The following is a 14,796-nucleotide window of genomic DNA, read 5'->3' as shown; positions in this document are numbered from 1 at the left end:
GGCTTGCGCGCTCAGCGATAAATGTCGGTGTAAAGTTCGGATGCGTCGGGCTCTGGATCGTTTTGCGCAAAGTCCGCAGCCGTATTGACGATCTCGCGCGCTTCCGCATCGATCTTCTTCAAATCGTCCTCGGAGACCTTGGCCGCCAGCAGCCGGTTGCGAACCTGTTCGATCGGATCCTGATCGTGCCGGACCTTGTCGACCTCCTCGCGGGTCCGGTACTTCGCCGGATCCGACATCGAGTGACCGCGATAGCGGTAGGTCTGCATTTCCAGGATGTAGGGACCATTGCCCTCGCGACACCATTTCACAGCCTTGTCGCCTGCCGCCTTCACGGCGCGGACATCCATGCCGTCGATCTGCTCGCCGGGAATGTCGAAGGACATGCCGCGCTTGGAAAAATCCGTCTGCGCCGACGAACGCGCCACGGAGGTGCCCATTGCGTACCGGTTGTTTTCGATGATGTAGACGACCGGGAGCTTCCAGAGCTCCGCCATATTGAAGCTCTCATAGACCTGCCCCTGATTGGCCGCCCCGTCCCCGAAATAAGTGAGACTGACGCGATCGTTGCCGCGATAGCGGTTGGCGAAGGCGAGGCCCGTTCCAAGCGACACCTGCGCGCCGACGATGCCGTGACCGCCGTAGAAATGCTTCTCCTTGCTGAACATGTGCATGGAGCCGCCCTTGCCCCTGGAATAGCCGCCGCGCCGCCCCGTCAGTTCAGCCATCACGCCCTTGGCGTCCATGCCGCAAGCCAGCATGTGCCCGTGATCGCGATAGCCGGTGATGACCTGATCGCCCTCTTCGAGAGCCATCTGCATTCCGACGACGATCGCCTCCTGGCCGATGTAAAGATGACAAAAGCCGCCGATCGCACCCATTCCATAGAGCTGGCCGGCTTTTTCCTCGAAACGGCGGATCAGCAGCATTTCGCGCAATGCGTGAAGTTCCTGCTCGCGCGTAAACGAGGGAGGTGGCTGGCTTTTCGAGCCGTTGCCCGCCGCCTGCGCGACGCTCTTCTTGGATGCAACCATGGCAATTCCGGGAAGCTAGAAAGGATCACCCTCTCTAACCCAAGTCAGGCAACCTTGAAAGCGCGTGATCTTGCAGATGTTTGAGACGCCGCGAAATTCCGTGACCGAAAATCAGCGGTTTTTGAAATTAGACAAAAACCTTGTTCGAAAAGGATGGAGTGCCCGCGAGCTATTCGCTCACAGCGCATCCCTATTTCTGGCGGATGACGTGAATCAGATCGCGCGGATTGGCATAGCCGAGCTGATACCGGACGCGCTCATCGAGCATGTCGGGGTCGATTCCGCTTGAACGTAAAAGTGCGACCCGCTTTTCACCTTCTGCGCGCTCCGCCTTCAGCCGCGCCAGTTCGGACGTCAGCGCGATGATCTCCTGATCGAGCTCTTGCCGCGCGTTCAGCCCGTACTTGCCGGTATAGGCGTTGACGCCGAAATAGCCGACGATCATTGCCGCCATCGTATAGAGAGCAAGGCCGGTGAGCAGCGATATGAGCCGTGAGCGCGAGACCATGAACCGACGATGCGATGGTCCGGTTAAAGCTTCGCTAACGGCCAAGCGGAGCGGCGTCATCCGGTTGGGATTGCAACCTGACGGCGCGAAGAGGATGCAGGGCGCAGCTCCGTGCGAGAGACATAATCACCAGAAAACCTTCGCCGGACCTTCGACCTCCGGTCAATACACGCCGGGAATGATGCGGTGTGTTTGCTGCATGTAGCGGCGATAGTCTTCTCCGAACATCTCGATCATCATCCGCTCCTCGAAGCGGACGCGCGCGAAAAACAGCACCGCCACGGCGACGACTCCGCTGAAGGCGGCAACGACGTTCGGCAGCAGGCAGGCTTGCGCGATCCCCCACAGCCAGAACGAAGCATACATCGGATGGCGGATCGTCCGATACACACCGCTGCGAACGACCCGGTGCCCTTCACGCACCTCGAGCGAGGCCGACCATTGCCGGCCGAGGTCCTTGTGTGACCGGCGGAATAGCCAGAGCGAGAAGGCAAACAAGACGCCGCCCAGCACGACGAGACCATAACCCGGATCGTAAGCGCAAGCGCGCGGCCAACCGGTCGCGAGATTGATCATCGGAATGAGAAACAGTCCGGCAAAAGCCGCCGCCAGAAGCACGCGCTCGCGCCAGGTCCCGTCGCGCCGCAACGTCGCAGCGCCCCTCGCCCGCCGGGCGTAGGGATAGCGGATGACAAACCAGGCGACGATGCCGATAAGCCATATCGTCTGTCCCAGAGCGATCGAAGACATCAGCCGCCCGCCACGCTTACGCAGCACCGACGGCGGCGGCATCCGCCAGCCTGGTTGCGGCTGCGTCCACCTCCGATGGCACGCTCTTAAGAAGCGCACCATCCTCTCCGAAACGATCGACACCGCCGCGGGACGCCGTGATCTCATCGAATGGCAGCGGACCGCAAACGATAAGACAATGGTCGTAGTTGGCGCGCACGCTGTTTCCCATCAAGAACTTGTAGTGCAACAGCATGAAATTGAACCGGTGACGCCGGAAGCTAGCCTTGTCCATCATGTTGTGCAACTGCACGCGCCGGATGATCGGGCGCCCGCCTGAGCGCTCGCGGCTGACGCGCTTCAACAGGAGCGGATCGAAGCGATAGAAGCTGATGGCGTCGTCGCGGGCGTGGTATTCGGTCCACGGAATTCCGAGTTCCCCGGCGACGGCTTGCGTGGCCTGACGAATGCGCTCGCCGCGCGGATGCAGCGCGAATTTCGCAATGGTAGAGCCGACGGTGAGGATGCACAGCGAAGGGCCGCGCCGCGCAAGTTCAGGGTCGCGCTTGAGCGCGCGCGCGACCGTATCCATGACCAGCGCGGCGCCGAGGCAATGACCGACGATGACGATCTCATCGACATCGGCGTTGCGAACCCGATCGAGTATCCGCTCTGAGAACCGATCGATCCGGGCATCCATCCGCGGCCGCCGGCCGTATACAAACTCGCGCGAAAATATCCAGTCGTCGAACACATGGTTGATCGGACGCCGCCAGCCCAGCAGGAGCAACAAGCCAGCCGTGACGCCCACGGCCGCCCCCGCCCAGACCACGCCCGCCGGGAATCCGGTCACGCCCGTGAGCCAGACCAGGCCGTATCCGACCGCCGCGCCGCATCCGATGAACGCTGCGACGTACAGATACGGAAACAGAAAGAAGCCGGCATATTTCCAGTTCGCATACATAAAACGGAACAGTGTGCCGGTCACAACGAAATCAACCAGCGTGACGAAGCTCTGCCATAGGCGCGACCACATGCCCCGCGCATGATCTTCAACGATCAAGTCGTCCCATCGCAGCATTTCATAGGATGTACGCGTGTTCCAGTTGGGCCCGGACGCCTCGATGACCCAGGACGCGCTAACCGGCGTCGCCTCGGGCGTGCTTACGATCCCGGCGCTCACGCCCCACGTATGCCGAAACACCGAAAGCGATCGCTCCAAGCGGTGGCGTTGCTGTTCCGGAGAAATCGGATCGTATCCGCCAATATGAAAGACATGCCGCCGAGCGATCATCCCGCCATTTCCGTAGTCATCATATTTTCAAGCCGGGCAGAGAAACGAAGATTCTTCCGGCCACCAACACGATACCCAACTTCGACCTCGAATACTTCCCTGGAAACAAGCCATGTGTGATGTTTCAATCACAACGCACAGGATTTCTAGCAATACAATTGACGAGAGAGCACGAAGCGGAAATATAGGGGCTTCAAACCACTTGAATGGAACTCATCGATGCCGACTGATTTTCCGTCTGCCCGCCGTGGCCTGCGTGCCGGGATCGGAGGTCTTATCCTGTTTGCGCTCGGTGGATTCATGGCCAATTCGGCCATCGCGCAGACTATGGCGCCGCACAGGCCAGGTCATGTTTATCTTATGCGGGGCCTGTTTAACGTATTTTCGCTGGGCATGGATGAACTTGCCGCAAAACTCCAGAGAGCCGGCGTAAAGGCCGAAGCCGTCTCCTATACCTCCTGGTCCTCGCTCGCCGACAGCATCACCGCGAATTTTCGTGCCGGAAACCGTGAACCGGTGATTCTGATGGGCCATTCTTTCGGAGCAGACACCACGATCGCCCTGGCCCGCAAGCTTAACGAGCGCAGAATTCCCGTGGCCCTTATCGTGAACTTCGATCCAACGGCGCCGGACCGGGTTCCCCCTAACGTTCGCCGCATCATTAATTTCTACGTCCCCACCGCCTGGGGACGCCCGGTCGAGGCAAGCAAGCGGTTCCACGGCAGCCTGTCTAACCTCAACGAAGGCGGCAGGTATAGCCATTTTGACGTCGACAAGGCTGAAGCCCTCCATCGCAGGGCGATCGCGGCTGTTCTTCAGGCCGTCGGCCGGGGCTCACATCGCGTCAAGCGACCTGCCAGGCGCGATCAGATTTCGGCAGCGCCGGCGCAGTAAGCGAGACGGCCTCTGGCCGCTTCAGGCGGCGAAGCGACGCAACTGCTGGAGTCTTCGCTGCTTCATGGGAACGGTGAAAGACTTCGTCTGTTTTGACGCGCTTCTTCACGTAAACCGATGCTCTCATCCTAGGGCCGAGCCCGAGGACATGCTTCGCTCGAAAATACTATAATTCTGAACAAGACCCTGCGTCCGCCGCTTTCGTCTATTGGTCCCGCTACGCCAGCGCCTTGAGCGCCGCGCGGCCACCGTACTTGGCCTGGGTCCCGAGTTGTTGCTCGATGCGCAGCAACTGATTGTACTTGGCGGCCCGATCCGAACGCGACAGCGATCCGGTCTTGATCTGTCCGCAATTGGTGGCGACCGCGAGGTCAGCGATGGTGGAGTCCTCGGTCTCCCCCGATCGGTGCGACATCACGGCGGTGTAGCCAGCTTTGTACGCCATCTCGACAGCGGCAAGCGTCTCGGTCAACGTACCGATCTGGTTGACCTTGATAAGAATGGAATTGGCACGGCCATTTCGGATGCCGTCGGCGAGTCGCGTCACGTTGGTAACGAACAGGTCGTCACCGACAAGTTGGCACGTCTTGCCGATCATATCGGTAATGAGCTTCCAGCCCTCGAAATCGTCCTCGGCCATGCCGTCCTCGATAGAGACGATGGGGTAGTCCGAGGCCAGCTTGGCGAGATATTTTGCCTGCTCCTCGATCGAACGGGTCTTGCCCTCGCCTTCGTAAACGTACTTGCCGTCCTTGAAGAATTCGGTGGAAGCCGGATCGAGCGCCAGCGCCACGTCATCGCCCGGCCTGTACCCGGCCTTGACGATCGCGCCCATGATGAAATCGAGCGCGGCGCCGGCTGATGGCAGGTCCGGTGCAAAGCCACCCTCGTCGCCGACGTTGGTGTTGTGGCCGGCTTTCTTCAGCTCGGACCTCAATGTGTGGAAAATTTCTGAACCGCAGCGCAGCGCGTCCGAGAACGTATTGGCGCCGACCGGCATGATCATGAATTCCTGGAAGTCGATCGGATTATCGGCATGCACGCCGCCGTTGACGATATTCATCATCGGCACCGGAAGCGTCCTCGCCATGACGCCGCCGACATAGCGGTACAGCGGTATGTCGAGAGAGTCTGCCGCCGCCCTGGCGAGCGCCAGCGAGACACCGAGAATCGCGTTGGCGCCGAGGCGGCCCTTGTTGGCGGTGCCGTCGAGTTCGATCAGGGTCTCGTCGATCTGCACCTGCTGCTCGGCGTCCATGCCTCCGATCGCATCGAAAATCTCGCCGTTCACCGCCTCGACCGCTTTTCGCACACCCTTGCCCTGATAGCGGCTCTTGTCGTCGTCACGCAGTTCGGCCGCCTCATAAGCGCCGGTCGAAGCGCCGGATGGCACGGCGGCCCGGCCCGTCGCGCCATCTTCGAGCACCACATCGACCTCAACGGTCGGATTGCCGCGGCTGTCAAGAATTTCGCGGCTGATGATGTCGACGATGGCAGTCATAAGAACCTCTGAATCACTGGATCACTGGATTTTGCGCTGCTTCTACAGCAATGCTTGGGGGCGGGAAAGGCCGTGAATCACGACGCTCCCGTGACGAGGACCTATCCGCTTCTGACGGCGTCAGAAGCGGGGCTCTATGATTCTGATCTGACGCGCTTTCTTCTTCACGCCGAACCGGTATCCACTTCGCTCGAAAACGCTATAGTCCGTCAGGATTGGATATCAGCAGCGATCTCGCCAAAGCGTGAACGTTTTGCCGAAAGATCACGCGCCGTTTAAGACAGTTCACACCGCGAGCGGACGCAAAAGCCGGCTTCCAGATTCGCTGATCCCGCTTCGACAGAAACGATCATGCCACGAAAGCTCCCCTCTTCGCCAAAATCGTCTCCTTTGCAGCTCGGCCGCGCCGTGGCGTGGCCTGATTCTCCGGAGAAGGCAAAGCTCGACCGCGTGCCCAATCCGCAGAAAGACACCAGCTACGTCGCGCGTTTCACCGCGCCGGAGTTCACCGCACTGTGTCCGGTCACCGGCCAGCCGGATTTTGCGCATCTGGTCATCGACTATGTGCCGGCATCCTGGCTGCTGGAGTCAAAATCGCTCAAGCTCTATCTCGCCAGTTTTCGCAATCACGGAGCCTTCCACGAGGACTGCACGGTGGCGATCGGCAAGCGCATCGTCGGCGCGATCAAACCGAAATGGCTGCGTATCGGCGGCTACTGGTTTCCGCGCGGCGGCATTCCCATCGACGTGTTCTGGCAGACGGGAACGGCGCCGAGGGGCGTCTGGATTCCGGATCAGGACGTCGCGTCCTACCGGGGACGGGGCTGATTCTTAACGCGCGCGTGATCCATCCTTGCCGGCCAGCAGCCGCGCGCAAGCCAATCCAAGAAGTGCGATGACGACGGCGTTCGCGGCAAGCGTCGGAAATTTCCCGGCCCATGAAAGGCTCGCTCCATAGGCGATCGGGCCTGCCGTCTGCCCCATGTAGAAAAAGAACGAATGCAGCGACAGCGCGGTCGCCCGCGCCTGCTCGGACAATTCACTGGCGAACACCTGCAGGCAGCCATGCAGCATGTAGAAACCCCAACCCATCGCAACGAAGCTGAGAAGCTGGATGCGCCAGTCCGGCCCGAAGCCGACGACGACGATCTGCGCCGCCACCAGCATCGCGCCGGATATCATCATGCCGCGTACGCCGAGCAGCGACAGGAACCGCGACACCGTCATGGTGTAGAACAGGCCGCCGACGGCAAATCCGGCGATGACGACGCCCGCGATCGACAGCCGGGTTTCACCGAGTTCGAACAGGAACGCCGCGACATAAGGGAACAGCCCGAGCACGCAGCAACCTTCGATGAAAACGGCGGAATAGCAGACTTTGGCGTTGGGATTGCTGAAGATCTGCCGATAACCTTGCCACAGATCGGTCAGTTTCATCCGTCGCGAGGTCGCGATCACGTCGCCGCGCCGGAATCCAAGTCTTACGGCGATCGAAACGGCAAGAACCAGCGCTCCGAGCACGACAAGCACGCCGCGCCAACCAACGAAATCGCCGATCACGCCGGCAAACGAAGCGCCCAGAAGGTTGCCCCCCATCGTACCCGCGATGGTTCGGCCGATCGCTACCTGACGCTGCGGCACCGGCACCAGGTCGCTTGCCATGCCGAGCGCGACCGGAAAAACGCCGCCTGACGCGATCCCGGCGAAGATTCGCGTCATGAACAGCGCCGTATAGGACGTACACAGCGCGCCGGCGACGTTCGAGATGCCGAGCAGAACCAGGCACATCAGCATCAGCCGCCCCTTGCCGAAGACATCGGCGGCCGCGCCGATCAGCGGCTGCACGATGGCGAACGAGAAGGCGGTGACCGCCGACAAGCCGGCGGCTGTCGCGACCGTCACCGACAGATCGTCGGCGACATGCGGCAGCACCGGGTCCATCGCGCGGGTCGACAGACTCGCGGCGAAGGTGGCCAGTGCGATGATGTTCAGGAGCGGCGGCAATTTGTTCTTCCCGGCCGCTGCCGGGGCATCCGATGTCATTCCGGGCAGGCCGGATCGGCCGCCTTCGCCAGCGCATCGAACGCCGTTAGCCTCCGCACCAGCGCCTCGAAGTCGCGCAACGGCACCATGTTGGGACCGTCCGACGGCGCATGATCAGGATCGGGATGGGTCTCGATGAACACACCGGCGACGCCGACCGCGACCGCCGCGCGCGCCAGCACCGGCACGAATTCGCGCTCACCGCCGCTTGAGGTACCCTTGCCGCCCGGCTGCTGCACCGAATGTGTGGCATCGAAAATGACCGGCGCACCGGTAGTGCGCGCAAGGATCGGCAGCGCGCGCATATCGGACACTAGCGTATTGTAGCCGAACGACACGCCGCGCTCAGTCACCAGAACGTTGCGGTTGCCGCCGCCCGTGATCTTGGCAACCACGTTCCCCATATCCCACGGCGCCAGAAACTGCCCCTTCTTGACATTGACCACCTTGCCGGTTGCCGCCGCCGCCAGCAACAGGTCGGTCTGCCGGCACAGAAACGCCGGGATTTGCAGCACATCGACCGCCTCCGCGACCTCGGCGCATTGGGCTGCCTCATGGATATCGGTCAGCACAGGCAATCCGAGCGACGACCGAATCTCCGCGAAAACCGGCAGCGCCTGCTTCAACCCGATCCCGCGCGCGCCCGAAGCGCTGGTGCGGTTGGCCTTGTCGAACGAGGATTTGAACACGAGGCCGATGTTCAGCCGCGCGGCGATCTCTTTCAGAGCGCCAGCAACTTCGAGTGCGTGAGCCCGGCTTTCCATCTGGCACGGACCGGCAATGATCGACAGCGGCTGGTCCTGGCCGAAAGTGACGGAGCCGACGGAAACGACGGGCGCTGCGGAGACAGACTGGTTCAAGGCGAATTCCTTTGCCGGCGGACCATGCCGGGCAGCGACGGCGGGATCAACCCGCTTGTCGCGGCTTCGAACGGAAGTTGCCGGCCACCGGATGCTGGCCTGTGCCGGCCCGCCGACCGTAGCTCCGCCATGTCCGGCCTGATAGGCTGTACGTCGTCTTTCCCGGAGTCGCCGATGCGCGCGTCTATCATTGTTTCCATCGCCGCGGCGTCCGCCTTTATCGGAGCGTCTCGACCGGGACCGGCGTGGGGTCAAACGCCAAACCCGGTAGCGCAATCGCCCGGCGTCATTACCAGCGGAAGCCAGAACGTGACGGTCAACGGCAAACCCGCCGCGCGTCAGGGCGACGCGACGACCGGCGGCGCGTTGATCGAAGGATCGTCCAACGTCTTCATCAACGGTAAACCCGCCACGGTGACCGGCGACCGAACCGGATGCGGCGGCTCGGTCGCTTCTGGCGGCCATGGCGTGTTCATCAACGGCAAGCCGATGGCGCGCCAGGGCGACCAGACATCCGGGTGTGCGAAATAGCTATAGCATTTTCGAGCGAAGCGGATACCGCTTCGCATGAAGAAAACGCGTCAAAAGAAAAATCCAGAGCTTCGCTTCTGATTCCATCAGAAGCGAAAATGCCCGGCTAAACCAGCCGGCTCTGCACCACCGCAGCCTGGATGAACGAGGCGAACAGCGGATGCGGCTCGAACGGCCGCGACTTCAGTTCCGGGTGGTATTGCACCCCGATGAACCAGGGATGGTCTTCGTACTCGACGATCTCGGGCAGCACACCGTCAGGCGACAGGCCCGAGAACCGCAAGCCGTGCTGCTCCAGCCGATCCTTGTAGGCGGTGTTGACTTCGTAGCGATGGCGGTGCCGCTCGGAAATCTCGAGCGCCCCTCCGTAGATTTTGGAGACGCGGCTGCCGCGCTTGAGCGCCGCCGGGTAAGCCCCCAGCCGCATGGTGCCGCCGAGGTCCCCGGCCCTGGAGCGCTTTTCCAACTCGTTGCCGCGCAACCATTCCGTCATCAGTCCAACCAGCGGCTCGCTGGTCGGACCGAACTCGGTCGAGTTGGCGCCTGCAATTCCAACGAGATTGCGCGCCGCCTCGATCACGGCCATCTGCATCCCGAAGCAGATGCCAAAATAGGGCACATGTCGTTCGCGAGCGAACCGCACCGCCTTGATCTTGCCCTCGGCTCCGCGCTGCCCGAACCCGCCCGGCACCAGAATGCCGTCGACATGTTCGAGAAACGGCGCGGCGTCTTCGTTTTCGAACACTTCGCTCTCGATCCAGTCGAGATTGACCTTCACCTTATTGGCGATGCCGCCGTGGGAAAGCGCCTCGATCAGCGATTTGTAGGCATCCTTCATGCCCGTGTACTTGCCGACGATCGCGATCGTCACCGCGCCTTCCGGGTTGCGGATTCGCTCGTTGATCTCATGCCAGCCTTGCAAGGCAGGAGGCGCGGCCGGCTCGATTCCGAACGCCGCCAGAACCTCGTCGTCGAGGCCCGCGGCATGATAGACTTCCGGCACGGCATAGATGTTGTCGGCGTCGCGCGCTTCGATCACGGCGCTTTCACGGACATTGCAGAATAATCCGAGCTTCCGGCGCTCCTCCTTGGGGATTTCCCGGTCGGTGCGGCACAGCAGGATATCGGGCTGGATGCCGATAGACCGCAGCTCCTTCACCGAATGCTGCGTCGGCTTGGTCTTCAACTCGCCGGCGCTCGGGATGAACGGCAGCAGGGTCAGGTGGACGTAGATCGCATGACCGCGCGGAAGATCATTCTTGAGCTGCCGGATCGCCTCGAAGAACGGCAGCCCCTCGATGTCACCCACCGTGCCGCCAATCTCGCACAGCACGAAATCATAGCCATCATTGCCGTCGAGAATGAACGCCTTGATAGCGTTGGTGACGTGGGGAATCACCTGGATGGTGGCCCCGAGATAGTCGCCCCGGCGCTCCTTGGTCAGGATGTCCTGATAGATGCGGCCGGTGGTGATGTTGTCCTGCCTGGTCGCGGGACGCCCCGTAAATCGCTCGTAATGACCGAGGTCGAGATCGGTCTCGGCGCCGTCGTCCGTCACGAACACTTCGCCATGCTGATACGGCGACATCGTTCCGGGATCCAGGTTGAGGTAGGGGTCGAGCTTGCGAAGGCGGACCTTGTAGCCACGCGCCTGCAACAGCGCGCCGAGCGCCGCCGACGCCAGACCTTTTCCGAGCGAGGAGACCACGCCGCCGGTGATGAAAATATACCGCGCCATGGGTCTCAACCTTTAAGGCTCCAAAGTCGATTCGCCAAAACCAATCCCGGCCAGCCGTCAGCCGGAATGCGGATGGGCTGTGGGTGACTTCAAAATTCAAACGATTGCAGTTTCTTACCGGAAACGGCTGATGCAGGACGGAGTCTCCGCCCTGCATAACGTCCCTGCTTTATTGGGAGCGCGGCGCCTGCGGGCCCGCGGGCGCCGGCGTAGCCGGCCGCTCCGATTGTTTCAGCGAATCGAGGAGTCCGCCCCCGCCGGGGGGAGCGACCGGTGCGGTGCCTCCCGCCGGCTGAGACTGCGACGCCGGCGCTCCATCCAGGATCGAACTCGGCTTCTGGTGAGCGCCTGCAAGCCAAGACAGGAACAGGCTGGTCGCGAAGAAACCGGCAGCGAGAAAGGCCGTGGTGCGCGTCAACAGGTTCGCCGTGCCCCGGCTTGACATGAATCCCGCGCCGCCGCCCATGCCGAGGCCACCGCCTTCGGACTTTTGCAGCAGCACGATGACGGTCAGCACCGAAACGATGATCAGGTGGATTACGATAACAACGGTCTGCATCTCGGCCTTCCATCACAAGCGCGCGCCGGCTGGCCGGAAATCGCAATCTTGCGGGCTTGAACCTAGTGGTCCGATTCTAACATTTGCATCCCGTTTTCAGCGAGCCTCTTGCGAACGTCAGAATCGAAGGACCATTAGCAAGTATAGGTTGCTAATGGAGTTTTGAATTTGACATTCGCGTCCGGGACCCGCGGCCAAGTGGGTTGCGAATGTCGAATTCACTCCTGCTCGGCGGGTATCTACACGATCAGACGCGACGTTGTCACCCCCGCAGGATCACTGGCCCGCCGCGATGTGACGGTTAGGCAACGGCCTGGGCGATCGCCAGAAAATCTGCTGCCTTGAGGCTGGCGCCGCCGATCAACGCCCCGTTCACATTCGGAACCGCCAACAATTCCGCAGCGTTCGACGGCTTTACCGATCCGCCATACAGAATACGGATCTTCGCCCCCTCGACACTAAACCGTCCTGCGAGCTGTTCACGGATAAATCTATGGACTTCCTCAACATCTTCCGATGTCGGCGTACGTCCCGTGCCGATCGCCCAGACCGGCTCATAGGCGACGACGAGATTGGCGGCGGTCGCGCCGTCCGGCAGCGAGCCCGTGAGCTGCTGTCCAACCACCTCAAGTGTCTGACCGGCATCGCGCTGGTCCTGGGTCTCTCCGACGCAGACGATGGCAATCAGCCCCCCCCGCCACGCGGCCTCGGCCTTTTGCCGCACGAGAGCGTCGGTCTCTGCATGATCGGCGCGGCGCTCGGAGTGGCCGACGATGACCGCGGTGGCGCCCGCATCCGCAAGCATCTCGGCGGAAATATCACCCGTATGGGCTCCGGCGGGCTTGGGGTGGCAATCCTGCCCGCCGATCCGCACCGGCGAGCCCTGCACCGCCCCCACAAACGCCAACACCAACGTCGCCGGCGGACAGATCAGCAGATCGGCTTTTTGCGCGGGACCGTCCGCACCTGTGATCATCTGACCGAGCTCGCTGGCCGAAGCCTTGAGGCCGTTCATCTTCCAGTTTCCAGCAATCAGCGGTCGCAGCCCGGTCATGGATCTCTCATGGATGATTTGATGTTGCGCCAACTCGGCATACCGGCAATCCGCCGCCGAAGTTCGCGCACCTTGCTAGCAGAGGTTATCCGCCGGGGCCAGTCTCCCTGCCCCGCTTAGGTTCACAGCCGATGCGTTCCGCTGAGGTTGCGACGGCGCGCTTGCCACTTTATGATGCGTTATCAACCTGGTGGCGCCCTCACGCGGCTTCCGCTCAGGTGCGACCCACCTCCCTCCTGCAAAAGACGGACTCATGCTTCGAGGAATACGCAACGCCTCATCAAACTGGCTCGGCAAGACCCTCATGACGATCGTGATGGGCCTTTTGATCGTCGCCTTCGGCATCTGGGGCATCGCGGACATCTTTCAGGGCTTCGGCCAGTCGGCGCTGGCGACAGTCGGCAACACCGAGATTTCGACCGAGCAGTTTCGGCAAATCTACACCGACCGGCTGCAACAGATCGGACGTCAGTTCGGCCGCACGCTGCCTCCCGATCAGGTCAGGGCCCTCGGCATCGACCGTCAGATTTTGCAGCAGGTGATCGCGGAAGCCGCCCTCGATGAAGATGCCCGGCGCAAGGGTCTTGAGGTCTCGGACAAGGAGATCAGCCGCCAGATCATGAGCGACCCCAATTTCAAGGGAGCTAACGGCGCTTTCGATCCGGCACGCTTCGCCGGCCTTATCCGCCAGTTGGGGTACACCGAGCAGCGCTATGTCACCGAGCAACGGAATTTGGCGCTGCGCCGCCAGATCGTCGGAACGGTAACGGCTGGCGTCGAGCCTTCAACAAAGTTGCTGGAAGCGCTGAACCGCTTCCAGAACGAGCAGCGGACCATCGATTACGTCAAGCTCGGCGCGGCACAAGCCGGAAGCATCGATCCTCCCACGGAGGCCCAATTGTCCGGCTATTTCGATGCTCACAAGGTGCAGTTCCGCGCGCCGGAGTATCGCAAGATCGCTTTCGTGGTGTTGACGCCCGAGGAGGTCGCCAAATGGACGACAGTGTCCGACGACGACGCCAAAAAGGTCTATGAGCAGCGCAAGGACAAGTTGTCCACACCCGAACGGCGAAAAATCTGGCAGATCATATTCCCCAGCGTCGCAGACGCCCAGGCCGCGCGGGAGAAAATCGCCAGCGGCGCTTCATTCGACGACATTGCCAAGGAGCGCAATCTTGCCACCTCCGATATTGACCTCGGCACGATCTCCAGACCCGAGATCGTCGATCCCGCTGTTGCTGAAGCCGCCTTCTCGCTGAAGACCGACGATGTCAGCCAGCCGATTCAAGGAAAATTCGGCGTCGCACTTGTCAAGGTCAGCAAGATCGAACCGGGCAACCAGCCGACCTACGACAGCGTCGCCACGAAACTGAAGCACGACATCGCGGTCGATCGCGGACGCGCCGAGGTCAACAACCTCCACAACAAAATGGAGGATGAGCGCGGAGGCGGCGCGAGCGTTGTTGAAGCCGCCAAAAAGGTTGGACTGTCCGCGGTCACCATCGAAGCCACCGACCGTTCCGGGCGCGCGCCGGACGGCAAACCCGTTACGGAGATTCCGCAGGGCGTCGACCTGATCGCGCAGGCATTCGCCAGCGATGTCGGCGTCGACAACGACACGCTGCAACTCGGCAACAACGGCTTTGTCTGGTTTGACGTTCTCGGCGTCACCCCCTCGCGCGACCGCACTCTCGCCGAGGTCAAGGACAAGGTTGAAGCGGGGTGGCGCAAAGACCAGATCAGCGGCCGCCTGATGACCAAGGCGACGGACATCGTCCGCAACCTCGAGCAGGGCGGCAAGATCGCCGAAGAGTCGTCCAGCCTCGGTCTCAAGGTCGAGAGCGCGAGTGCTATCAAACGGGATGCCACAACGGGCGAACTGCCCGCCGCCGTGGTCGCCGCCGTATTCCGCGTCGTCAAAGGCGCCGCTGGCCAGGCTCCGGGTGCGGATAACGACGAATGGTTCGTTTTCCGCGTGACCGACGTCAAGGTGCCACCGCTCGACCTTGCCTCCGATGAAATGAAGAAGCTGCGTGAAGGCATCCAGCGCA

General features: G+C 61.7%; 14 protein-coding genes. 4 read left to right on the top strand and 10 right to left on the bottom strand.

What is annotated here, in order from left to right:
- Positions 1 to 11: 11 nt before the first annotated feature.
- From pdhA to NB311A_RS16390, 4 genes are all read right to left on the bottom strand, one after another.
- Positions 12 to 1,034, bottom strand: coding sequence for a pyruvate dehydrogenase (acetyl-transferring) E1 component subunit alpha (gene pdhA, locus NB311A_RS16405; RefSeq protein WP_009799813.1), 1,023 nt, complete (start codon positions 1,032 to 1,034; stop codon positions 12 to 14).
- A gap of 190 nt (positions 1,035 to 1,224) precedes the next feature.
- Entirely contained in the window at positions 1,225 to 1,542 is a 318-nt protein-coding gene (locus NB311A_RS16400; RefSeq protein WP_040675750.1) for a septum formation initiator family protein, read from the bottom strand.
- Positions 1,543 to 1,704: 162 nt separating this feature from the next.
- Positions 1,705 to 2,292 (bottom strand): protein-S-isoprenylcysteine O-methyltransferase, encoded by a 588-nt coding sequence (locus tag NB311A_RS16395; RefSeq protein ID WP_040675748.1) that lies wholly within the window; start codon positions 2,290 to 2,292, stop codon positions 1,705 to 1,707.
- A gap of 16 nt (positions 2,293 to 2,308) precedes the next feature.
- The gene (locus tag NB311A_RS16390; RefSeq protein WP_009799816.1) at positions 2,309 to 3,565 is read right to left on the bottom strand and encodes a hypothetical protein; all 1,257 of its coding nucleotides are present in this window, start codon (positions 3,563 to 3,565) and stop codon (positions 2,309 to 2,311) included.
- Positions 3,566 to 3,784: 219 nt separating this feature from the next.
- On the opposite strand from NB311A_RS16390, the gene NB311A_RS16385 reads away from it, so the two are divergent.
- Positions 3,785 to 4,459 carry a thioesterase domain-containing protein gene (locus tag NB311A_RS16385; protein WP_009799817.1) on the top strand — a complete coding sequence of 225 codons (675 nt, stop codon included), beginning with the start codon at positions 3,785 to 3,787 and terminating at the stop codon, positions 4,457 to 4,459.
- 217 nt (positions 4,460 to 4,676) lie between these two features.
- Here NB311A_RS16385 and eno read toward each other — a convergent pair whose 3' ends face one another.
- Positions 4,677 to 5,960 (bottom strand): phosphopyruvate hydratase, encoded by a 1,284-nt coding sequence (gene eno, locus NB311A_RS16380; RefSeq protein WP_009799818.1) that lies wholly within the window; start codon positions 5,958 to 5,960, stop codon positions 4,677 to 4,679.
- 351 nt (positions 5,961 to 6,311) lie between these two features.
- On the opposite strand from eno, the gene queF reads away from it, so the two are divergent.
- Positions 6,312 to 6,788 (top strand): preQ(1) synthase, encoded by a 477-nt coding sequence (queF, locus tag NB311A_RS16370; RefSeq protein ID WP_040675682.1) that lies wholly within the window; start codon positions 6,312 to 6,314, stop codon positions 6,786 to 6,788.
- A gap of 3 nt (positions 6,789 to 6,791) precedes the next feature.
- On the opposite strand, the gene NB311A_RS16365 is transcribed toward queF, so the two are convergent.
- Together NB311A_RS16365 and kdsA are read right to left on the bottom strand one after the other, a co-directional pair.
- Entirely contained in the window at positions 6,792 to 8,003 is a 1,212-nt protein-coding gene (locus NB311A_RS16365; RefSeq protein ID WP_009799821.1) for an MFS transporter, read from the bottom strand.
- Positions 8,000 to 8,863, bottom strand: coding sequence for a 3-deoxy-8-phosphooctulonate synthase (gene kdsA / locus NB311A_RS16360; RefSeq protein WP_009799822.1), 864 nt, complete (start codon positions 8,861 to 8,863; stop codon positions 8,000 to 8,002). Before kdsA ends, NB311A_RS16365 begins: the two co-directional genes overlap by 4 nt.
- A gap of 174 nt (positions 8,864 to 9,037) precedes the next feature.
- Here kdsA and NB311A_RS16355 point away from each other — a divergent pair, with 174 nt between their 5' ends.
- Positions 9,038 to 9,394 carry a PAAR domain-containing protein gene (locus NB311A_RS16355; protein ID WP_040675746.1) on the top strand — a complete coding sequence of 119 codons (357 nt, stop codon included), beginning with the start codon at positions 9,038 to 9,040 and terminating at the stop codon, positions 9,392 to 9,394.
- 106 nt (positions 9,395 to 9,500) lie between these two features.
- On the opposite strand, the gene NB311A_RS16350 is transcribed toward NB311A_RS16355, so the two are convergent.
- From NB311A_RS16350 to tpiA, 3 genes are all read right to left on the bottom strand, one after another.
- Positions 9,501 to 11,132 carry a CTP synthase gene (locus NB311A_RS16350; RefSeq protein WP_009799825.1) on the bottom strand — a complete coding sequence of 544 codons (1,632 nt, stop codon included), beginning with the start codon at positions 11,130 to 11,132 and terminating at the stop codon, positions 9,501 to 9,503.
- Between the two features lie 169 nt (positions 11,133 to 11,301).
- On the bottom strand, positions 11,302 to 11,691 hold the full coding sequence (gene secG, locus NB311A_RS16345; protein ID WP_009799826.1) for a preprotein translocase subunit SecG: 390 nt from the start codon (positions 11,689 to 11,691) through the stop codon (positions 11,302 to 11,304).
- Between the two features lie 301 nt (positions 11,692 to 11,992).
- Entirely contained in the window at positions 11,993 to 12,745 is a 753-nt protein-coding gene (gene tpiA, locus NB311A_RS16340; RefSeq protein ID WP_009799827.1) for a triose-phosphate isomerase, read from the bottom strand.
- Between the two features lie 253 nt (positions 12,746 to 12,998).
- Here tpiA and NB311A_RS16335 point away from each other — a divergent pair.
- Positions 12,999 to 14,796: peptidylprolyl isomerase (locus NB311A_RS16335; protein ID WP_040675679.1), on the top strand; the 1,798-nt coding region annotated here is incomplete at its 3' end.

This window comes from Nitrobacter sp. Nb-311A (genome assembly GCF_000152905.1).
Classification (GTDB): Bacteria; Pseudomonadota; Alphaproteobacteria; order Rhizobiales; family Xanthobacteraceae; genus Nitrobacter.
Note: the sequence above shows the minus strand (reverse complement) of the source record. Positions and strands in the feature narration are given on the sequence as shown.